Below are 22,696 nucleotides of genomic sequence, written 5' to 3' on the forward strand. Positions count from 1 at the left end.
TGATATCAGGCGAAGGCGAAGCCTTCATCTTCCCATCCCGTCATTCCCCCTATCATAATTTTTACCGGGCGACCTAGCTGTGCCAACTTCAGTGCAGCCTGATCTGCGCCATTACAGTGCGGTCCCGCGCAATAGACGACAAACCGCGTGTCGTCCGGCCACTCCGCCATACGCTCAGGTGTGATTTCACGGTGCGGAAGATGAATCGCCCCCGGAATATGGCGTGCGGTAAAGTGCTTCGTCGATCCCACCACATGCAATAACACAAAGTCCTGCTGAGTGTCAGAGAGGGATGCCGCCACATCCGCACAGTCAGTTTCAACAGACAAACGCCGTGCAAAATGGGATAGGGCAATATCAGAAGCAGCAAAGGGATAGTCAGTCACGTAACTCATCGATCTTCCTCACGGATTGGAATAAGTCCCGACTATAAAACGGATACATCAAGGCTGGCAGATGGCATTATTGCCATATATCGTCAAGATCATGACAAGTTATTGAGGCAGGAAAATCGATGTTCAACCCGCTTGTTGTCGCACTCGCTTATGACGGCTTATGTACATTCGAGTTTGGTATTGCTGTTGAAGTCTTCGGTCTTCCACGCCCCGAAATGGGGGAGAACTGGTATCAATTCGCTGTCGCAGGCTTAGAGAATGGCGCTATGCGGGCAACGGGCGGCATCCATGTTGTTGCCGATGGTGGCCTTGAGCTATTAATACAGGCGGGCACGATTATTATTCCCGGCTGGAAAGGCAGTGATGTCGCAGTCCCCGGGCATCTTGTCGATGCATTACGTCAAGCACATCAGCAAGGTGCCAGACTGCTCTCCATCTGTTCTGGGGTTTTTGTCCTCGCGGCGACAGGCTTGCTTTCCGGACGACGAGCGACGACACATTGGCGCTACAGCGACACATTAAAAATGCAATATCCTGATATCAACATAGAACCAGACGTTCTTTATATTGATGAAGGAACGATTCTTACGTCAGCCGGGAGTGCTGCGGGCATCGATCTTGGGTTACATCTCATCCGTCGGGATTACGGCAGCAAAGCGGCCAATCAGGTTGCTCGCCGGTTAGTGGTCGCCCCGCATCGTGATGGTGGGCAGGCACAATATATTGAAAAAGCAGTACCGGTAGACTATGAACGCTCACGCCTCGGGCCGCTTATCGATCATGTTCGAGCCAATCTCGCGGAAGAGTATTCCGTTAGGAAGCTAGCGATGATTTCTTGCATGAGTCCACGCACGTTCCTCCGCCGTTTTTCTGCTGCTACAGGTACGACGCCAGCCCGCTGGTTACTAGCAGAACGGCTAAATACCGCACGCGATCTACTGGAAAACACCCGCTTATCGATCGAAAAAATCGCCGAAACCGTAGGGTTCGGTACCGCAGCCTCGTTACGCCATCATTTTCGCCAGCAGCTCGATCTCACGCCCTCAACCTACCGGCTGCGCTTCGGGCAGAGAACCGATGATATCCCAGAGAATCTTGCCGCTAAGAGAGGATAAGATCATGACAAAAACAACCTATCCCGGTACAGCTTCTCGCCCTGTACTCTCTGCTCAGGAAGCGGATCGCTTCACGCTCCCACACTATTTTACGCGGTGTGGGCACGATGGCCATTCTGACACGGATATTTGGCAACCTACACCGATTGAAGTCAATCCGGCTACGCCATGGGTTGTCGGGCCACAGGTCGGGGTGGATGGCGCAACACACCGTACAGTGCAACAGGCCGTCAACGCCGCGCTACGGACGCAGCAGGATCGGCCGTATATTGATATTAAATTACTACCGGGCACCTATACTGGAGCGGTCTACATCCCCGCCGATGCGCCACCGCTCACGCTATTCGGCACAGGGGAGCAGCCAAGCGACGTGGTGATTCAACTCGCGCTGGATTCGATGTTTTCACCAGCAACCTACCGAGAAACAGTGAACTCACAGGGTGAGTATCAACCCGGTGACCCAGCCTGGTACATGTACGATCTCTGTGCGTCAAAACAGAATGCAACAATTGATACCATCTGTGCCGCCGTGGTTTGGTCGCAGAGTGACAATTTCCAGATGAAGAACCTGACGGTGGTAAATGCATTGCTGGATTCAGTCGATGGCCGTGCACATCAGGCCGTGGCGCTGCGCACCGATGGCGACAAAATACAGCTTGAAAGGGTTCGCCTGATCGGGCGTCAGGATACGTTTTTCGTCAACACCAGTAACCTCCGCAACGAGTACGTCATAGACCGCTACAGCCGCGCCTACATTAAAGACAGCTGCATTGAAGGTGATGTCGATTATGTTTTTGGGCGGGCGACCGCAGTATTCGAGCATGTCCACTTTCACACAGTTTCCAGCCGTGGAGCGAAAGATATTCATGTCTTCGCACCTGACAGCATGCCGTGGACGCAGTACGGTTTTCTGGCGGTAAGTTGCCGCTTTACAGGAGACGAAGGCTTCAATGGAGAAAGAAAGGCCAAACTAGGCCGCGCCTGGGATCAAGGAGCAAGGCAGACGGGATACCAGCCCGGCCAGACGGCAAACGGCCAACTAGTCGTTCGCGACAGCACGATTGACGCGAGCTATGACAGAGAACAACCGTGGGGAGCCGCGGCAACCACCGCGCGGCCTTTTGCAGGGAACGCGGATTCAATACGTAATCTGGACGATGTGCATTTCAATCGGTTGTGGGAATACAACAATACTGATGAGGTGTGATATGCAGCGAAGTTGGACATATTATTCAAGGCAGGTGCGACTCATTAAAGCACCACACAGATATAACTAATGCCATTGCAAATTAATGGGCCTGTAAAACAATACAGGCCCTGGAAAAGAAAAATTATTTTTTATTATATTACTGATAAATCTCGCTTAATTAGCATTCCCTGATGTCAGCCAATCATCACGCTTATCCTGAGCGATGTTTATTTCTTTTGCTTTGCGCCCTTAACAATGTTGTAAGATTTTATGTTTTTTCACCCCAAAGAAAAGCTATACTAAAGTATAGTTAAGGCTATCTGTATAGGTTACTATGGATGTACGTATAGGGATGGGTATATACTTTTTCAATTACAGGATGTTGAATTTTCAGGCAGAGGTCATGAGATGTCGCAATTATTCTACAACAATGAAACTATAAGCAGGATAATAAAAAGTCAATTTGATATGGCATTAAGCCACTACGGCGACATCAAATATGCCTACATGGTGTTAAATAAAAAGAAGCCAACAGAAATTTTGATCATTTCCAATCACCATGACGAGTGGCGAGAGATATACCAAGCAAATAACTATCAACACATTGATCCTGTGGTAATTTCAGCCCTTAATAAAATCACACCTTTTCCTTGGGACGAAGATTTACTGGTTAGTTCACAACTGAAGATGTCAAAGATATTTAACTTATCGAGAGAGCATAACATCACCAACGGTTACACTTTTGTTCTTCATGACCACAATAACAATCTGGTTATGTTATCAATCATGATTGATGAATCTAATGTGAATAACATCGATGACGTAATCGAAAGTAACAAAGATAAGTTACAAATGACGTTGATGAATATTCATGCAGAAACCATCTCTCTTTACAGAGAGATGATTAGAAACAAAGAAGATGAAAGATCAAATGATAAAGATATTTTTTCTCAACGGGAAAATGAAATTCTTTATTGGGCCAGTATGGGTAAAACCTATCAGGAGATAGCACTGATATTAGATATTAAAACAGGCACCGTTAAATTTCACATCGGCAATGTTGTGAAAAAACTCGGCGTATTAAATGCCAAACATGCAATCAGACTTGGCATCGAGCTACAACTCATTCGACCGGTTCAGTCATAGGCTCGAAAGACAGTGGCCACTCTCGTAACTTACTTTCAACAAATTCTTGGTTGTGATTGATACGACGAACGAGTACATCCTGGCTTTCATTATCGACAGGTAAGAAAAGTAGATAAACCCTTTCCTGTTTTTCTGACATACCCTGCTCGACAATCGAAATTTTCCAACCAGAACGCTTCAGTATTGTGAGCATAGGGTGACTGACAATAGTGTAAACACCATCATATCCCTTACTTCTTGAATAATTCACTGTGGCCAAGAAGAACATCGTACTAACGGGATAAGAATTTCCTAAAATAGTTTTTGACCGCGCTTTATCTACAAAAAACCGGCTCGACTCAATATATTTCCCATCAGGAATATTTATTTTCTCAAAATAAGAAAAAAATGTTCCGGTAATCATATTAGGATATTTCGTTTCAATTAGCCGAGAACTGCAAATAACCTGGTCATCCTCTACGCCGAAAAGATAAGTCGCATTATCATCATCATACTGATCGAACTCCATCCCGTTAATACATTTCACCGCCCAATTCAGCCTGTCCTTGAACGTTTCTTTCCTAAGCGTAAACAATTCTTCCGATTTTTTTTCCGACAGTAGTGTGTAGCTTACATCGAATATTTCTAACATTTTTCCTCCATTAAAAATTTGCCGCTAGACATCAAAAAAACAGATAGACCATCCAATAGATTCTTTCGCCTTTTAACAAAAATCTAGGCTTATTGTTATTGTATTCTGTCGCTTTCCACGATAGTTGTACAGATGCAACCTGCATTGTCAGCAAGAGTTCACACACGAAAAAAATCGCGAGAAAATCAAACATAAACATAGGGTAAACAGATAAAAAAAATCCGGAACGCGAGACGGTTCCGGATTTTTATGTAACCCAATCTGTGCGTTACTTCTCTGTTTTATCCTGCAATTGCCCAACCTGCGGCAAACCGGTGCTGGCAGAAGAAGAAAGCAAGCCCGTCTCAGCATAGTTAAACAGTTTTTCACGCGTGTCCGTGATGTCCAGATTGCGCATAGTCAGCTGGCCAATACGATCATCCGGTGAGAAGACCGAGTCGCCTTTCTCCATCGTCAGACGTTCTGGCTTATAGGTCAGATTGTCGGACACAGTGTTCATGATGGAGTAATCATTGCCACGACGCAGCTCCAACGTCACTTCACCAGTGATGGCACTGGCGATCCAACGCTGAGAAGCATCACGCAGCATCAGCGCCTGGGAATCAAACCAGCGTCCCTGATACAGGAAACGACCCAGTTGACGCCCATTAGCATGGTATTGCTCGATGGTGTCTTCGTTGTGGATACCAGTGACCAGACGCTCATAGGCAATGTGCAGCAGTGCCATTCCCGGCGCTTCATAGATGCCGCGGCTTTTTGCTTCAATGATACGGTTTTCAATCTGGTCGCTCATGCCCAAACCATGACGTCCGCCAATGCGGTTCGCTTCCAGCATCAGCTCAACATCGTCGGTAAAGGTCTGGCCGTTCAACGCAACTGGGTGCCCACGTTCAAAACGAATGGTCACTTCTTCTGCCGGAACCTTGACGTTCTCATCCCAGAATTTAACGCCCATAATCGGGTTAACAATTTTGACGCTGGAATTCAGGAATTCCAGATCCTTCGCTTCGTGCGTCGCACCCAGAATGTTGGAATCCGTCGAATAGGCTTTTTCGGCCGACATTTTATAGCCGAATCCTGCCTGCGACATAAACTCGGACATCTCCTGACGGCCGCCCAGCTCATCAATAAAGTCGGTATCCAGCCACGGCTTGTAAATCTTCAGTTCAGCATTGGTCAGCAGGCCGTAACGATAGAAACGCTCAATATCGTTGCCTTTATAGGTGCTGCCGTCCCCCCAGATGTTCACGCCGTCTTCCTTCATCGCCGCAACCAGCATCGTACCGGTCACTGCACGGCCCAACGGGGTGGTATTGAAATAGGTCACGCCTGCCGTTGTGTTATGGAATGCGCCACACTGAATCGCAGCGATACCTTCGGCGACCAATTGTTTACGGCAATCGATAAGGCGAGCATTTTCTGCGCCATATTCCATAGCCCGACGTGGGATTTCATCGTAGTCATCCTCGTCTGGCTGCCCCAGATTTGCGGTATATGCGTAAGGAACCGCGCCCTTTTGACGCATCCAAAGCAGCGCGGCACTGGTATCCAGACCACCCGAGAACGCAATACCAATACGCTGACCAACCGGAAGATGCTTGAGAATCGTTGTCATATATGTAATCCCTGCTCGAAAGATCTATGGTGATATACCCGTTATACTTCAAGCTGCATGTGCGTTGGCTTCTCTTACTCACCCCAGCCACTTACCGATGTAAGCTCCTGGGGACTCGCGCGATTGCCGCCTTCCTGCAACTCGAATTATTTAGGGTATAAGCTTAGCCGCCACACCATTATGTTACGCCATACATTCCTGAGCGCTCGTGCCCTGTGTACATCCTACATCAATGGGCTGGTCGATGACCAAAATCGACACGCTCACAAATGCATATTTATGCAAAATAAGTGAGTGATAATTTAAACATCTTTTTGGCGGGACAGGAAGAGAAGAGTCATGCTTTCATGCAAAAAAATTCGTGGCCGATTCACGACCAAGTTAGCAAGTATAACGCCATCTTCTCTTTAGGCTAAGCAGCAAAAATCGTTTACGCGACTCAATCGACATTAATAAAACATCGTTTCATTTTTACGATATTTTTTTGCTATCCTCTTGCGGTTAACACCTTCCCTTGCATATTGCTGGAGATGCTATGTCTAAGAAAGTCGCCGTTCTGCTGGCTCCTGGGTTTGAAGAAGCAGAAGCGATTATGGTGATTGATGTTCTGCACCGTATGAAGATAGAAGTCACCATGCTGTCATGCTATGACAGACTGGAGTTGCACAGTTATCACAATATTCGCATGTTTGCCGATGCGCTGCTGGAAAGAAACCAGGACACGCTGTTTGATGCCGTGGTCATTCCTGGCGGCCCGCAGGGTACAGTTAACTTGGCCGCAAACCCGATGGTTGTCGAGTTCATCCGTCGCCATGACGACGCGGGCAAGCTGATCTGCCCACTGTGCTCAGCAGCCGCACGCGTACTGGGTGGCAACAAACTGCTTAAAGGCCGCCGCTACGTCTGCTCTGGGGATTTATGGCAAGACGTAACCGATGGCGTTTATGTTAACGAGAAAGTCGTTGAAGATGGCAATCTGATCAGCGGCAAGGGGCTGGGCGTGTCATTCGATTTTGCCTTTACCCTCGCCACTCGTCTGACCGGTGACAAAGAAGACGCCAACTTCCAGGTTGAGCACATCGATTACGATTACTGGCGCGTGCCAGCGTAACGGTTCACCAACCTAAGATAATAAGGCGCGCACCGCCGCGCCTTCCTGCTTGACCTTCCTACTTGAACAAACTGAATAGCCTTAATAACCTTCCCCATAACGCTCACGGTACTCTTTCGGCGTGATGTCATAGCCTTTCTTAAAGACAGCGTAAAAGTAAGGCAGTGAAGGGTAGCCGCACATCAACGAGATCTCGCCAATCGAGAGCGAGGTCGATATCAGCAAATTGCGCGCCCGATCCAACTTCTCTGCGTGAATCACACCGTGAATCGTCTGGCCTACCTCATCTTTGAAGCGCTTTTCCAGATTTGAGCGGGAAATCCCTACCGCATCCAGCACCTGCTCGACCTTAATGCCTTTACAGGCGTGATAGCGAATAAAGTGCATGGCCTGGATAACGGCAGGATCGTGCACGGAGCGATAGTCTGTTGAACGGCGTTCGACCACCCGAACCGGCGGCACCAGAATACGTTGCAGCGGCAAGCCAGACTGATCCAGCAGCAGCTGATGCAGCAGTTTCGCGGCACGATACCCCATTTGACGCGTACCTTGCGCTACCGATGACAGCGCCACGCGTGAAAGATAGCGAATCAGATCTTCGTTATCGATCCCGATGACGCACAGCTTCTCCGGTACGGCAATATTCAGGTGTTCGCAGACCTGCAACAGGTGGCGTGCACGGGAGTCCGTCACCGCGATAATGCCTGTCTGCGGCGGCAGCCCTTGTACCCAGTCGGCCAACCGATTTTGCGCGTATTGCCAGTTATCCGGCGAGGTTTCCATTCCCTGATACACCACACCCTGATACTTTTCTGCCGCCACCAGTTGCCGGAAAGCATGCTCCCGCTCCTGCGCCCAGCCTTTCCCACCCGATGCGGGTAGGCCATAAAAAGCAAAGCGATTCAGTCCCTTTTCTTTAAGGTGCATAAACGCGCTTTCCACCAGTGCATAATTATCTGTGGCAATATAATGCACAGGCGGGTAATCCTCAGGCTGATGATAGGAACCGCCCACCCCCACCAATGGCACGTTCACATCCTGTAATAGCTGTTTGATCTCACCATCGTCAAAATCGGCAATCACGCCATCGCCTAGCCATTCTTTGATATTATCAATGCGGCAACGGAAATCCTCTTCAATGAAGATGTCCCAATCACACTGAGAAGCCTGTAAATATTCGCCAACACCTTCAACCACCTGGCGGTCATACACTTTGTTGGCGTTGAACAGCAGCGTAATGCGATAGCGTTTTTCAAACATGGTTTTCGGTGCTCATTAATCGCAAACTCCTTGAATAAAATCCTCTTTCTTGAATAACACAGCTCCCCCAGAGGCCAAAATAATTTGCTGATTATTGCGAGCCGCCACGTATCGCCGCCATGAACCCACTATCACGTCACACACGCCGCTTTGTGGCAGTATCCATCCACACCGCCAGCAGCAGAATTCCACCTTTCACGACGTATTGCCAGAATGTCGGTACATCCAGCATACTCATCCCGTTATCCAGCGACGCCATGATAAATGCTCCCATCACTGCACCTGCGACGCTGCCAATACCGCCAGCCAGACTGGTTCCACCAATCACGCAGGCCGCAATCGCATCCAGCTCAGCAATATTCCCGGCGGATGGTGACCCCGCCCCCAATCGTGAACTGAGAATCAACCCTGCGACCGCGACCATCAGGCCATTAATCGCAAACACTGCCATTTTAGTGCGTTCGACGTTTACCCCCGATAAACGTGCAGCATCAATGTTCCCGCCCACCGCATAGATACGGCGACCAAATGCAGTTCGCGTCGCCAGAAAAATGCCGCCCAGCATCAACAACGTCAGCACCAGAACCGGCGTTGGCACACCGCGATAATCATTTAGCAGATAGATCGCACCCAATACGACGAGTGCCGTCACTGTCTGTCGACCGATGTCGCCTGCGGGTGGATTTATCGGTAATCCTAATCGGGCGCGGCTACTGCGCCGACGCCACTGCCAGGCAATGAAGACCATCAGCCCGATGGCACCGAACGTAAAACCGATGCCGGAAGGCAAATAGCTCTGCCCAATCTGCGACATTGCCTCGCTGGTCGGGGAAACCGTCGTCCCATTGGTAATGCCGATCAAAATGCCTCGAAAAGCCAGCATCCCTGCCAGCGTCACGATAAAAGAAGGGACCTTACGGTAGGCGACCCACCAACCATTCCACGCGCCAAGCAGCAACCCCAGCGCAAGTGTCACAACGATGGTCAACGGTAAAGGCCAGCCAAACCAGACATCAAAAATAGCCGCCGCCCCGCCCAATAGCCCCATCATCGAGCCAACCGACAGGTCAATCTCGGCGGAGATAATGACAAACACCATGCCGACCGCCAGAATACCGGTGATCGCCGTTTGCCTCAGCAGGTTGGAGAGATTACGCGCGCTGAGATACGCCCCATCGGTCATGTAGGTGAAAAAGAGCATGATGGCGATGATGGCGGCAATCATCACGTAGACCTGAAGATTGATGCTTTTCAATCGTTGCAGCATCGAGGCAGAGCCAGCGACATGTTGTTGTTCAGACTGCGATGTTTTCAGCACGATGTTCACTCCTCAATGCAGCTTCCATAACCTGTTCCTGGGTTAAATCACGATTGATCAAATCCGCTTTGATACGCCCCTGATGCATCACCAGCACCCGATCGCTCAACCCCAGCACTTCGGGCAATTCAGAAGAAATGACAATCACAGCAATGTGCTGTTTTACCAGCGCATTAATAAGCTTATAGATTTCATATTTGGCACCGATATCGATACCGCGCGTGGGTTCATCAAGGATCAGAATGCGAGGATTCAGCAGCAGGCATTTCGCCAGCACCGCTTTTTGCTGGTTACCGCCGCTTAAGCGGGCGATCGCCAACTCCGGGCTGGAGGTTTTCACTTTCAGATTTGCTAGCGACTGCCGGATGATGTCCTGTTCACGCGCATCGTCCAGCATGGAAAACGGCCCAGAGAATTGATCGAGCGCTGCCAGCGTCATGTTCTGCGCTACGCTCATCACCGGGACGATGCCATCCTTCTTACGATCCTCTGGCACCATCGCAATACCCAGTGCCATCGCCTGCTGGCAGTTGCTGATGGTTACCTGCGCGCCATCAATAAAGATGTCGCCTTGCCAACGGCCGTGATAGGCACCAAACAGGCATTGCACCGTTTCCGTACGCCCTGACCCAACCAGCCCGGCAATACCGAGAATCTCACCTCGGTGCAGCGCAAACGAGACATCATCCACCCGGCGAATGTGGCGATTGATAGGGTGCCAGGCAGTCAGGTGTTCTACGCGCAGTACTTCTTCGCCAATGACATGAGGTTCATTGGGATAAAGCTCTGTCAGCTCTCGCCCCACCATCATGGCAATGATCTGGTCCTCGCTCAGTTCGACCGCCGGGCGCGTGCCAATCGGCTTCCCATCGCGAATTACGCAAATCACATCGGAAATGGCTTTAACTTCGTTGAGCTTGTGCGAAATATAGATACAGGCAATACCGTGATCGCGCAGATCCTGAATGATCTCAAGCAGAATGCCCGTTTCCCGTTCAGTCAATGAGGCCGTTGGCTCATCCAGCACCAACAAACGCACCTGCTTGTTCAGCGCCTTGGCAATTTCCACCAACTGCTGCTGACCTAATCCGAGCTCTCCCACTTTGGTATTCGGATCGACGGCCAGTTTGACCTGCTCCAGCATACGTTGGCAGCGAAGGTACATATTGTCGTAATCCATCACGCCAAAACGCGTCCACTCGTTGCCCAAAAAGAGGTTCTCTAGCACCGTCATCTCTTTCACCAGCGCCAGTTCCTGATGAATAATCGCGATACCTTTTTGTTCCGTATCACGAATATGGCTGGCGCGCAGTTCGTCACCGGAAAAAACGATCTGCCCGTCATAGCTACCATGCGGGTAAATGCCACACAGCACCTTCATCAAGGTAGATTTACCTGAGCCATTCTCGCCGCACAACGACAAGACCTGACCCGCCTCCAGCGTCAGGCTGACATTATCGACGGCTTTCACCACGCCAAACGCCTTGGTGATGTTTTTCATTTCCAACAGATGTGGCATCACGGCCTCCGTGATTCAGGTATCTCAGACCTCGCCTGCGACAGTGGCGAACCACAACCTCGTGTCGTGGCTCGATGAACGTCTTTCCTGCATCCTGAAATCTAGTGGCTGCGACGTGTGTTAATACACATCCGCTTTTTTGTGGAAGCCATCAGCAATGACGGTGGAGTCGATATTGGATTTATCGACGGGAATCGGCGTGAGCAAGAAGGAAGGAATGTCTTTCAACCCATTGTTTAATTTAGCATTAGACTCAGGTGCTTTACCGGAACCCAGCGCCACGGCGATATCCGCAGCATCTTTCGCCAGCTTGCTGATCGGTTTATAGACCGTCATGGTTTGCGTGCCTGCCACAATACGTTTGATTGCCGCCAGATCGGCATCCTGACCGGAAATGGCAACTTTCCCAGCCAGTCCCTGTGCGGCAAGCGCCTGAATCGCGCCGCCCGCCGTGGCATCGTTCGACGCGACAACCGCGTCAATCTTATTGCTGTTCGCCGTTAGCGCATTTTCCATAATTTTCAGCGCATTCTCCGGTAACCAGGCATCGACCCATTGATCGCCGACCACTTTGATTTTTCCGCTTTCGATCAGCGGCGTGAGCACTTTCATTTGCCCCTGGCGAAACAGCTTCGCATTATTATCAACAGGTGAACCGCCCATTAAGAAGTAGTTCCCGCCGGGCACCTTATCGACGAGATATTTCGCCTGTAGTTCGCCAACCTTTTCATTATCAAATGAAATATAAAAATCCACATCTGCATTATTAATCATGCGATCGTAAGCAAGCACTTTTATTCCTTCACGCTTTGCTTCCGCAATAACATTGCCAAGTACCTGGCCGTTATAAGGAATAATAACCAATACATCGACACCACGATTAATCATGTTTTCTATCTGAGAAATTTGCGTGGCTTCATTGCCGTTTGCCGATTGAACAAACACATCAGCACCCTGTTTTTTGGCTTGTTCAACAAAAAGATCGCGATCTTTTTGCCAGCGTTCAAGACGCAAGTCATCAATCGCCATGCCTATTTTAACATCTTTCGCGAATCCGGGCTGACAAGCTAAAGTGAATACGGCACAAGCTGAGAGTAAAAAATGTTTAACTTTCATCATAGCGTACCTTTTTTTATTTAAGATGCAGGGCCTAAGACTCCAATAGCAATAGCCAGATGAGTATTGTCGCTAAACATGCCCCCATCAATTACAGATTTTTATCCTCCAATTATGTTTTTTGGTTTAATTCCCATTTTTTGATACGGGTCATATTTTATTGTTGAGCTACATTTTTATGTTGTTACTTATTGCGGCGCGCATTCAGATTAAAACGCCATCATTTTTGCGACACAGCGCACATTTAATAATTCTCTGAATTTCAGTGTGAAATAACGTAATTGAGGAAACCTTCATCTGCTCCGAAAATTAATCCCATTCCCGCCTCTTCCGTCCGGGTGGTTTCTAAGGAGTTAACGATGCAAGCCTATTTTGAACAGATCGAAAAAGTCCGTTATGAAGGTAGCCAAAGCGATAATCCCTTCGCCTTTCGTCACTACAATCCCGATCAGGAAATTCTCGGTAAACGTATGGCGGACCATTTGCGCTTTGCTGTCGCGTATTGGCACACGTTCTGCTGGAACGGCGCAGATATGTTCGGCGTCGGCTCTTTTGCCCGGCCGTGGCAACAATCAGGCGATGCGATGGAGCTGGCGAAGCGCAAGGCGGACATCGCGTTCGAATTCTTTCAAAAGCTGGGCGTGCCTTACTACTGCTTTCATGACGTCGATGTCGCTCCAGAAGGGAACTCACTGAAAGAGTATCTACATAACTTTGCAGCGATCGCCGATGTGCTGGCGGAAAAGCAGCAGGCTAGTGGTGTGAAGCTGCTGTGGGGTACCGCCAACTGTTTCACTAACCCCCGTTATGGCGCAGGCGCGGCCACCAACCCTGACCCAGATGTGTTTGCCTGGGCGGCCACACAGGTGTTCACCGCAATGAACGTCACCCAAAAACTGGGCGGTGAAAACTATGTACTGTGGGGTGGGCGCGAAGGGTATGAAACGCTGCTCAATACCGACCTGCGCCAGGAACGTGAACAGATCGGCCGCTTCATGCAGATGGTCGTCGAGCATAAACACAAAATCGGTTTTCAGGGCACGCTGCTCATCGAGCCAAAACCACAGGAACCGACCAAACACCAGTACGATTATGATGTCGCTACCGTTTATGGCTTCCTTAAACAATTTGGGCTGGAAAAAGAGATTAAAGTCAACGTTGAAGCCAACCACGCGACGCTGGCGGGTCATTCATTCCACCATGAGATAGCCACCGCTGTCGCGCTCGGCGTTTTCGGATCGGTCGATGCGAACCGTGGCGACCCGCAGCTTGGCTGGGACACCGATCAGTTCCCTAACAGCGTGGAAGAGAACGCGCTGATCATGTATGAGATTCTCAAAGCGGGCGGCTTTACGACGGGTGGCTTGAACTTTGACGCCAAAGTTCGTCGTCAGAGCACCGATCGCTATGACCTTTTCCATGCGCATATCGGCGCGATGGATACGATGGCGTTAGCGCTCAAGGCTGCTGCCAGAATGATTGAAGATGATAAGCTCAATCAGCTTGTTGCTAAACGCTATGCGGGATGGAACGGAGAGCTGGGTCAGCAAATTCTGCAAGGCAAGGCCTCGCTGGAATCACTCGCCCACTATGCGGAAAGCCACCAACTGGCACCACAGCACCAGAGTGGCCAGCAAGAATTGCTGGAAAATCTGGTTAACCGCCATCTATACCCTAAATAATTCGAGTTTCAGGAAGGCGGCAAGAGAGGGAATCCCGATGAGCTTACTCAGGTAAGTGATTCGGGTGACTGAACGCAGCCAACGCACATGCAACTTGAAGTATGACGGGTAATTTGGCTAAAACGGTACGCTTGCCTACTGCGGCAGGCTAAGCACTGCCGCAGAGGCGATCAGGAGCCACTATGTATATCGGTATTGATCTGGGTACGTCCGGTGTGAAAGCCATTCTGCTGGATGAATCTGGAAAAGTGATTGCCAGCCATAGCGCGGCGTTGAGCATTTCGCGTCCGCACCCGCTCTGGTCGGAGCAAGCGCCTGAAGACTGGTGGCAAGCAACCGATCAGGCACTACAGGCGCTGGCGACAACGCACAGCCTTCACGCCGTGAAAGCGTTAGGGCTGACTGGGCAAATGCACGGGGCCACCTTATTAGATGCCCGCCAGAACGTGCTGCGCCCTGCAATTCTCTGGAATGACGGACGTAGCGCGGCTCAATGTCGAACGCTGGAACAGTTGGTGCCTACATCGCGCCAAATTACTGGCAACCTGATGATGCCTGGCTTTACCGCACCCAAATTGAAATGGGTACAGGAAAACGAAAGCGCTATCTTTCGCCAAATTGACAAGATCTTGCTGCCAAAAGACTATCTGCGTTGGCGCCTAACAGGGGAGTTTGCCAGTGATATGTCAGATGCAGCTGGCACCCTTTGGCTGGACGTCGCCAAACGAGACTGGAGCGACACCCTGCTGGAAGCCTGCGGGCTGAGCCGCGAGCATATGCCCGCGCTGTATGAAGGCAGCCAGATTACGGGTTATCTGCGGCATGATATCGCCAGCCGCTGGGGCATGGATCGCGTCCCCGTTATTGCTGGCGGTGGGGATAACGCAGCAGGTGCAATTGGCGTCGGGCTGTATCAAGCCGGTCAGGCGATGCTGTCTCTCGGCACATCTGGCGTTTACTTCGCCGTTAGCGACGGTTTTCTCAGCAATCCGCAGCATGCCGTTCATAGCTTCTGCCATGCGTTACCAAATACCTGGCACCTGATGTCCGTGATGTTAAGCGCAGCATCCTGCCTGGATTGGGTCGCTCGCCTGACACACGCCGAGAGCGTGTCCGCAATGTTGCAAGAAATCGCCTCGACACCAACCGATAATGCCATCACGCCAGTGTGGTTCTTGCCCTATTTATCCGGTGAACGCACGCCGCACAATAATCCCGATGCCAAAGGCGCATTCTGGGGGCTCACCCATCAACACGGTCGCCCGGAACTGGCAAAAGCGGTACTGGAAGGCGTGGGGTTTGCGCTTGCCGATGGAATGGACGCACTGCATATGACGGGGCTAAATCCCGATAGCATCACGCTGATTGGCGGTGGTGCACGCAGCGCCTACTGGCGGCAAATGTTGGCGGATATCAGCGGCCAAACGCTGGAGTACCGCACAGGAGGGGATGTCGGCCCGGCGCTAGGTGCTGCACGTCTGGCACAAATCGCCATGCATCCGCATACGCCACTGGCAGAGCTCTTGCCGCCACTACCGCTGGAGCAGGTTCATCAGCCGGATGCTCAGCGCCACGCCGACTATGCCGAACGGCGGCGCACATTTAAATCGCTCTACCAACAGCTTAGCCCACTGATGTAACACGATGAGTCCGGTGCACCGGGCTCATCGTCAGCTCACCCAGCGACGCACATCAATCTTCTGTAGCGCCATCGAAAGCAGCAGGCTTGCCACCAGCGCAACGGCGAAGACATAGAAAATATCGAGAACCGGGTGAGATGGCAGCGCCACATCATGCGTACGCAAATAATGAATAATCAACGCGTGGAAGCCGTAAATCGCCAGAGAATGGCGCGAAATCGTAGCAAAACCCGGTAAAATCCGCTGGCTAAAGTAATGCTTAAACACCACCAGTAGGCTGACCGCAGCCAGAAACACCAACGGACCACAGTAGATATAAAACGTCTGAGTGAACGTATCGTTCAACAATGTGTGGTGCTTCGTTCCCATCGCCACCAATGCGACACACACGATGAAAAAGGGGATAGCAGCAAGCACGACTTTCTTTGGTACATCCAACATGCCCAACGCTCTCCCCAGCGCGGCATACAGCACGTAGTAAAACGTATCGCCGTAAATATAGAGATTAACAGGCAGTAATTTAAAGCCTTCAAACCCCACCCGCCCCGTATTGGGATTAGCGACAACAGCCAATAAAACAATCAAGACAACCACATATTTGCCCGATATTGGCTTGACTGTAATCAGTGGGGAAAGCAGATAAATCACGATAATGGCGTAGAAAAACCATAAGTGATAAAAGATCGGTTTTTGCAACGCATGGTGTAATGAGTTCAGGCCATTAATCGGTGTGAGTGTCGCAATATAGATCAGCGCGACCGTACTATAAAAAAGCAGGCATAAACCGATACGCAGGAAATGCTTCTTCCCCGCACTGCGTTCACCAAAAAATAAGTATCCCGAGATCATGAAAAACAGCGGGACGCAGACGCGCGACGCAGAGTTCAGAACATTCGCCACATCCCAATGTCCATCGCCCGGCATGCCCCCCGCGGTAATATAGTAGGTTGTACTATGAATCAGAACGACCATCATGCAGGCCAGCGCCCGCAGGTTATCAATCCAGCCGATCTTATCCGTCATGCACAACCTCTTGAAAGCAAAGCGCTATTCAAAACAGCGTAGCCGTTGTTAAGCGCTGACACAATCAACTATCAATCATCAGCTATAACAACCGGGCAAATCCTAGTGTAAGGACGGCTTAATACGGAAAACGGTGTTGAGTTAAGCTATGCGCGCCTACGGTGGCAAGCGCGCAAGGTTTTAAGGAAGTATGCTGTTAGAACAGCCCCATCGGCTTATCAGAGTAACTTACCAACAGGCACTTGGTTTGTTGATAGTGTTCCAGCATCATTTTATGGTTTTCACGCCCGATACCAGACTGCTTGTAGCCCCCAAACGCGGCATGTGCCGGGTAGGCGTGATAGCAATTGGTCCAGACGCGACCAGCCTGAATGCCGCGTCCCATTCGGTAAGCGATATTGCCGTTACGGCTCCACACACCCGCACCCAGGCCGTATTCTGTATCGTTGGCGATCTCCAACGCATCTTCCATCGTCTTGAACGTCGTTACTGCCAATACCGGACCGAAAATTTCCTCTTGGAAGACGCGCATACTGTTTTTACCGAACAATATCGTCGGTTCCAGATAGTAACCTTCCGCCAGACCACCCGACATCGCCTTACGCTGGCCGCCCGTGAGCACCCGTGCGCCCTCTTTCTTACCGATATCAATATAGTTAAGGATGGTATCAAGCTGGCCTGCTGACACCTGTGCACCCATCATGGTGCTGCTGTCCAGCGGGTTGCCGATGCGGATCGCCTCAACGCGCTTGATTGCCCGCTCCATAAAGCGATCGTAGATCGATTCCTGCACCAGCGCACGACTCGGACAGGTGCAGACTTCTCCCTGATTGAAGGCAAACAGCGTGAAACCTTCAAGCACTTTGTCAAAGAAGCTGTCTTCCTTATCCATCACATCGGCAAAGAAGATATTTGGCGACTTGCCGCCCAGCTCCAGCGTCACCGGCGTCACATTCTGCGCCGCATAGCTCATGATCTGCTGGCCTACTTCTGTCGACCCAGTGAAGGCAACTTTCGCGACGCGTTTCGACGTCGCCAGATATTCACCGATTTCGCTTCCCGACCCGTTAACGACATTAATGACACCCGGCGGCAACAGATCCTGAATTAGCTCCATCAAAACCAGCACCGACATCGGCGTCAGTTTGGCGGGCTTCAGCACAATACAGTTACCCGCGGCCAGCGCGGGTGCCATCTTCCAACAGGCCATCAGCAGCGGGAAATTCCAGGGAATGATTTGTCCAACCACACCGAGAGGTTCATGAAAATGATAGGCTACGGTATCACCATCAATTTCGCTGATCGCCCCCTCTTGCGCGCGGATACAGGCCGCAAAATAGCGGAAGTGGTCAATCGCCAACGGCACATCCGCCCCGCTGGTTTCACGTATCGGTTTACCGTTATCCCAAGTTTCTACCTGCGCTAGCCGCTCAAGATTTTGTTCCATTCGGTCAGCGATGCGGTTAAGCACCAGCGCCCGTTCCTGCACCGACAGGCCACCCCATTGCGCTTTTGCTTTGTGAGCAGCATCCAACGCATGGTCAATATCTCGCGTTGTCGAGCTGGCTACCTCACACATCGGTTGACCCGTTACTGGCGTTAAATTGACAAAATACTGACCCGCATCAGGTGGAATCCAGGCTCCGCCGATAAAATTGTCATAGCGTTTTTTCAGATTAAGAGAGCCGATTTCGCCAGATGCAGATCGGCCTTCGAGATTATCGTGCGCCATTTCAGTCTCCTTTTCAGTTCCGGGTGAGCGGCCAGGCCGCAGTGAAAAAAGAGGCAAACAGTAAACCGTTACATTAAGCCTATACGGGGTATGGAGTTAGCGACAGGATTCGGCCAGAGAAGAAGGCAACTCTTCGAGTTGACGCACAGTTTCTTACGAGAAAAAGTCGCATCCCTTCAGGCGCGGTGAAATAATACTTTTAATTTCCAGGGTTACTAACATGCAGGTATTTCAGGTGGAAGAGGTGCATTTACGCGCAGATACGGCCCTCGAGGGCGCAACGCAACATTCGGTCTATCATCCCGACTCGCTACACCAGCCACAACCTGACTGGCTGGCGGAAGAAGTGCCCGTTGCGCTGGTTTATAACGGCATCTCACATGTTGTGATGATGGCTTCACCAAAAGAGTTGGAACAGTTCGCTCTCGGGTTTTCCTTATCTGAAGGCATTATCCAATCACCCGCAGATATCTACGGCATTGATGTACAGGCCGCCTGTAACGGCATCGAAGTGCAGATTGAGCTTTCCAGCCGACGCTTTGCCGGGCTAAAAGAACGACGTCGGGCAATGGATGGCCGCACAGGCTGCGGCGTATGTGGCGTAGAGCAGCTTGCAGAAATCGGCAAACCAGTGATGCCTCTGCCCTTCACCCAGACATTTTCCCTCAGCAAACTTGAAAACGCACTGGTGCGACTGCGCGATGTACAAAAGATCGGCCAGATGACAGGCTGTACCCATGCAGCCAGTTGGATAGCGCCAGACGGCACGCTGTCAGGCGGAAGCGAAGATGTTGGCCGCCATGTCGCACTGGATAAATTGCTTGGCACCCGAGCAAAACAAGGATGGCAACAGGGTGCCGCGCTGGTTTCCAGCCGAGCCAGCTATGAAATGGTACAAAAATCTGCCATGTGTGGTGTGGAAATCCTGTTTGCTGTCTCGGCAGCCACCTCACTGGCCGTTGACGTTGCACAACGTTGCAACCTGACGCTGGTGGGGTTTTGTCGACCAGGGCATGCGACCATTTACACGCATCCGCAACGTCTAAGCGCATAAGCCATTACCGTTAGGATCGCGATGGCTCCCCGCCAGCGGACAAGCAATTTGAAGCACGACGGTATAGATTAATTTGTTTTTACATAGTGCAATAACGACATAAGCGTTTGTTATCATGAAGTAAAGCAATCTGATTCATGCCACCCATTCGAGAATAATCATTTTCAATATCATTTAATTAACTATAATGAAGGTATTGCTTACGCGGCACTAACAACACAGTGCCGTAACATTTTTTTTACCATGGAGATGCTAAACATGAGTTATTCACTGCCATCGCTGCCTTATGCTTATGACGCACTGGAACCGCATTTCGACAAAGAAACGATGGAAATTCACCATTCCAAACACCATCAGGCTTACGTCAATAATGCTAACGCCGCGCTGGAATCTCTGCCTGAGCTGGCTAAATTGTCTGCTGAAGAGCTGATCGCTCAACTGGATAACGTTCCTGCGGAGAAAAGAACGGCACTGCGTAACAACGCGGGTGGCCACGTTAACCACAGCCTGTTCTGGAAAGGCCTGAAAGTAGGCACGACGCTGACTGGCGATCTGAAAGCCGCCATCGAGCGTGATTTCGGTAGCGTTGACGCGTTTAAAGAGAAATTTGAGCAAGCAGCAGCAACCCGCTTCGGTTCTGGCTGGGCGTGGCTGGTACTGAAAGACGACGGTAAACTGGCCGTTGTATCGACTGCAAACCAAGACAGCCCGCTGATGGGTGAAGCTGTTTCTGGCGCATCTGGCTACCCAATCGTCGGTCTGGACGTATGGGAGCACGCTTACTACCTGAAATATCAGAACCTTCGTCCAGCTTATGCTAAAGCATTCTGGAACGTATTGAACTGGGACGAAGCCGCTGCTCGTTTCGCTAGCGCAAAAAAATAAAACCGCTGAGTGCCTGATACCATCAGGCCTCTTCTGCGTTTGAATATAAACTGGAATAACAGTCTGTTATTCCAGTTTTTTATTATCCCTCCTGGACGTCGAGCCTCATGTACGCTGGCTATCCTCGCTCATTGGCGCATAAAGTTTCAGAGTAAAGTGCCGATATCTACTGCGGATTTTTATCATGCTGTTTTGCAGGGATAAGCTTGGTAAGTGGTAATCCGAGATGCTAACACCGCTAAGCAAGTGTGCATCAGGATAGTGAATTCGACTCAATACGATATAGTGGTGGGATGTGATGGCTATGAATTTTGACAATCTAAAAGTCGGTAAAAAATTAGGATTGGGCTTTTTCCTGATTCTGCTGATGACCATGGTGATTGCCGGCGCGGGCATTATGCATATCAGCTCGCTGAAAGACAGTATTGATAAAGTTAATTTAAGCAACAATATCAATGATGAAATTAACCAGGCTAAATATTACCGCGCATTATACGGCACCACTTATAACCCAGATGATATAAAAAGGAACATTGAGCATATTGCCAGCGTCAGTAAACTCGCTGAAAAAGCAAAAGAATTTCACTGGCCTGAAAGCGACGCAAAGAAAATAGCCAGCATCCCCACATTAATTACCAGCTATCAGGAAAAACAAAATAATTATATTAATGCCGTGAGCAAAAAGGATGCTGTAAGAAAGAGCTGGAATATTTCAACCACGGAAAAACCCCTACAAGAGCTCAACGATCAATTAAAGACAGACAACAACAGTACAAACCTGCAATTATTACTTTCAGACCTGAACCAAAAACTGATTGCCGTCCGCTACCACGTTCGTGGTTTATTACTTTCTACCAATAAAGAATCCGAAGAAAAACTGACGGATGCCATCAACGCGGCACAAACATCATTGACCTTTCTGTATCAGAGTCTGTCTGCCGAACAGCGTGACACGCTGTCTCCCGTTCTGGCAATAATGAACAATTATGAAGAACAGGTTCTGGCCTATATGCCAGCCTATCAGGAGGAAATGGCGCAGGCGGGGCAAATGCAGACTGTCGCCGAGCAGTTGAACATCGTGGTTAAATCCCTGCTGAGCGATCAGCTTGCTGCCTCACAGGCCGATATTCACAACGCCACGCTGCAAATGAGCATCGCGGCACTGATTACGCTGCTGCTTGGCCTGCTGATTTCCTGGTTTATTTCGCGTCAAATCACCACGCCACTGGGCAGCACGCTGAGCATGGCTGAAAAAATAGCAACAGGCGATCTCACCATGTCCATCAACACTACCCGCAAAGATGAACTGGGTCAGTTGATGAGTGCAATGTCGAAAATGAATGACAACCTGCACAATATGATCGATGACATTCGCGTCGGCGTCAGCCAGATTTCTAACGCATCTGGCGAGATCGTTGCAGGCAATACAGATTTATCTTCACGTACCGAGCAACAGGCCGCTGCCGTTGAACAAACTGCCGCCAGCATGGAGCAACTCACCGCAACGGTTAAGCAAAATGCAGACAACGCACACCACGCCAACAAACTGGCCATCAGCGCTTCCCACACCGCGAAACAGGGTGGCGAACAGGTGAATAACGTGGTGCAAACCATGACGGCAATTGAGAACAGCTCCAAACGTATCGCGGAAATTACGTCCGTCATCAACAGCATCGCCTTCCAGACTAACATTCTGGCATTGAACGCCGCGGTGGAAGCCGCCCGTGCTGGTGAGCAAGGCCGTGGCTTTGCCGTTGTCGCCAGCGAAGTCCGTAGTTTAGCTCAGCGCAGTTCTCAGGCTGCGAAGGAAATTGAAGACCTGATCTCTGAATCGGTTAATCAAGTATCACGTGGTGCGACACTGGTCGGCAATGCGGGCAAAACCATGAACGATATCGTCACCTCAATCACGCAGGTGCATGACATCATGGGTGAAATTGCCACCGCATCAGATGAGCAAAGCAGGGGAATCAGTCAGGTTAGCCAGGCGATTGTGGAGATGGACAGCACTACGCAGCAGAACGCCGCGCTGGTTGAACAATCCTCTGCGGCCGCCGATTCGCTGGAAGAGCAGGCGAGACTGCTGAAGCAGGCCGTCTCCGTCTTCCGTCTAGCCAACGCACAGCATGATGACACACCGGCCGGTATCGCGTTTACCAACCAAACACATCATCTGCACGCGCCGCGCTAATAGTAAAAATCGCAGAGCACCAAAAACGACAAAGCCCCTGTTAAGCAGGGGCTTTGCAATTAATCCAGTATCCT

General features: G+C 50.3%; 18 protein-coding genes. 9 read left to right on the plus strand and 9 right to left on the minus strand.

What is annotated here, in order from left to right; translation table 11 throughout:
- Nucleotides 1–5 precede the first annotated feature (5 nt).
- On the minus strand, nucleotides 6–395 hold the full coding sequence (locus tag A6301_RS05925) for a rhodanese-like domain-containing protein (RefSeq protein WP_205540537.1): 390 nt from the start codon (nucleotides 393–395) through the stop codon (nucleotides 6–8).
- A gap of 119 nt (nucleotides 396–514) precedes the next feature.
- Here A6301_RS05925 and ftrA point away from each other — a divergent pair, with 119 nt between their 5' ends.
- From ftrA to A6301_RS05940, 3 genes are all read left to right on the plus strand, one after another.
- Nucleotides 515–1,510, plus strand: coding sequence for a transcriptional regulator FtrA (gene ftrA, locus A6301_RS05930; protein WP_234257341.1), 996 nt, complete (start codon nucleotides 515–517; stop codon nucleotides 1,508–1,510).
- 4 nt (nucleotides 1,511–1,514) lie between these two features.
- Complete coding sequence (gene pemB / locus A6301_RS05935) at nucleotides 1,515–2,717, plus strand: pectinesterase PemB (protein ID WP_234257342.1); 1,203 nt, start codon at nucleotides 1,515–1,517, stop codon at nucleotides 2,715–2,717.
- Between the two features lie 390 nt (nucleotides 2,718–3,107).
- Entirely contained in the window at nucleotides 3,108–3,845 is a 738-nt protein-coding gene (locus A6301_RS05940) for a LuxR family transcriptional regulator (RefSeq protein ID WP_205540540.1), read from the plus strand.
- Here the strand turns inward: A6301_RS05940 and A6301_RS05945 are convergent.
- Both A6301_RS05945 and argG read right to left on the minus strand, forming a co-directional pair.
- Nucleotides 3,823–4,476: an acyl-homoserine-lactone synthase gene (locus A6301_RS05945; RefSeq protein ID WP_107169289.1), complete on the minus strand. Its 654-nt coding sequence runs from the start codon at nucleotides 4,474–4,476 to the stop codon at nucleotides 3,823–3,825. The two genes, A6301_RS05940 and A6301_RS05945, sit on opposite strands and share 23 nt — an antisense overlap.
- A 268-nt stretch (nucleotides 4,477–4,744) precedes the next feature.
- A complete protein-coding gene (gene argG, locus A6301_RS05950) occupies nucleotides 4,745–6,091 on the minus strand; it encodes an argininosuccinate synthase (RefSeq protein ID WP_107169290.1) in 1,347 nt (448 codons plus the stop codon).
- Nucleotides 6,092–6,626: 535 nt separating this feature from the next.
- Here argG and A6301_RS05955 point away from each other — a divergent pair.
- Nucleotides 6,627–7,202 (plus strand): DJ-1/PfpI family protein, encoded by a 576-nt coding sequence (locus A6301_RS05955; protein ID WP_107169291.1) that lies wholly within the window; start codon nucleotides 6,627–6,629, stop codon nucleotides 7,200–7,202.
- Between the two features lie 81 nt (nucleotides 7,203–7,283).
- Here A6301_RS05955 and xylR read toward each other — a convergent pair whose 3' ends face one another.
- The 4 genes from xylR to xylF form a co-directional block, all read right to left on the minus strand.
- A complete protein-coding gene (xylR, locus tag A6301_RS05960) occupies nucleotides 7,284–8,462 on the minus strand; it encodes a D-xylose utilization transcriptional activator XylR (RefSeq protein ID WP_107169292.1) in 1,179 nt (392 codons plus the stop codon).
- Nucleotides 8,463–8,598: 136 nt separating this feature from the next.
- Nucleotides 8,599–9,729, minus strand: coding sequence for a xylose ABC transporter permease XylH (xylH, locus tag A6301_RS05965; protein WP_233671783.1), 1,131 nt, complete (start codon nucleotides 9,727–9,729; stop codon nucleotides 8,599–8,601).
- Nucleotides 9,730–9,757: 28 nt separating this feature from the next.
- A complete protein-coding gene (locus A6301_RS05970) occupies nucleotides 9,758–11,299 on the minus strand; it encodes a xylose ABC transporter ATP-binding protein (protein ID WP_234257343.1) in 1,542 nt (513 codons plus the stop codon).
- A gap of 120 nt (nucleotides 11,300–11,419) precedes the next feature.
- Nucleotides 11,420–12,415 (minus strand): D-xylose ABC transporter substrate-binding protein, encoded by a 996-nt coding sequence (gene xylF / locus A6301_RS05975; protein ID WP_048258294.1) that lies wholly within the window; start codon nucleotides 12,413–12,415, stop codon nucleotides 11,420–11,422.
- Between the two features lie 359 nt (nucleotides 12,416–12,774).
- Here xylF and xylA point away from each other — a divergent pair, with 359 nt between their 5' ends.
- Nucleotides 12,775–14,097, plus strand: coding sequence for a xylose isomerase (xylA, locus tag A6301_RS05980; RefSeq protein WP_205540543.1), 1,323 nt, complete (start codon nucleotides 12,775–12,777; stop codon nucleotides 14,095–14,097).
- A 182-nt stretch (nucleotides 14,098–14,279) separates the two neighbouring features.
- Nucleotides 14,280–15,737, plus strand: coding sequence for a xylulokinase (xylB, locus tag A6301_RS05985; RefSeq protein WP_234257344.1), 1,458 nt, complete (start codon nucleotides 14,280–14,282; stop codon nucleotides 15,735–15,737).
- 30 nt (nucleotides 15,738–15,767) lie between these two features.
- On the opposite strand, the gene A6301_RS05990 is transcribed toward xylB, so the two are convergent.
- The gene (locus tag A6301_RS05990; RefSeq protein WP_107169297.1) at nucleotides 15,768–16,760 is read right to left on the minus strand and encodes an acyltransferase; all 993 of its coding nucleotides are present in this window, start codon (nucleotides 16,758–16,760) and stop codon (nucleotides 15,768–15,770) included.
- 196 nt (nucleotides 16,761–16,956) lie between these two features.
- Complete coding sequence (locus A6301_RS05995) at nucleotides 16,957–18,492, minus strand: aldehyde dehydrogenase family protein (RefSeq protein ID WP_205540545.1); 1,536 nt, start codon at nucleotides 18,490–18,492, stop codon at nucleotides 16,957–16,959.
- Between the two features lie 220 nt (nucleotides 18,493–18,712).
- Between A6301_RS05995 and fdhD the strand changes: the two genes are divergently transcribed.
- From fdhD to A6301_RS06010, 3 genes are all read left to right on the plus strand, one after another.
- Complete coding sequence (fdhD, locus tag A6301_RS06000; RefSeq protein WP_205540546.1) at nucleotides 18,713–19,546, plus strand: formate dehydrogenase accessory sulfurtransferase FdhD; 834 nt, start codon at nucleotides 18,713–18,715, stop codon at nucleotides 19,544–19,546.
- A gap of 258 nt (nucleotides 19,547–19,804) precedes the next feature.
- Entirely contained in the window at nucleotides 19,805–20,431 is a 627-nt protein-coding gene (sodA, locus tag A6301_RS06005) for a superoxide dismutase [Mn] (RefSeq protein WP_039533059.1), read from the plus strand.
- A 298-nt stretch (nucleotides 20,432–20,729) separates the two neighbouring features.
- Nucleotides 20,730–22,622, plus strand: a complete 1,893-nt coding sequence (locus A6301_RS06010) for a methyl-accepting chemotaxis protein (protein ID WP_234257345.1) — start codon at nucleotides 20,730–20,732, stop codon at nucleotides 22,620–22,622.
- Nucleotides 22,623–22,696: the final 74 nt, after the last annotated feature.

Origin of the sequence: Pectobacterium sp. IFB5596 (genome assembly GCF_021432585.1) — a bacterium.
Lineage (GTDB): Bacteria > Pseudomonadota > Gammaproteobacteria > Enterobacterales > Enterobacteriaceae > Pectobacterium > Pectobacterium punjabense.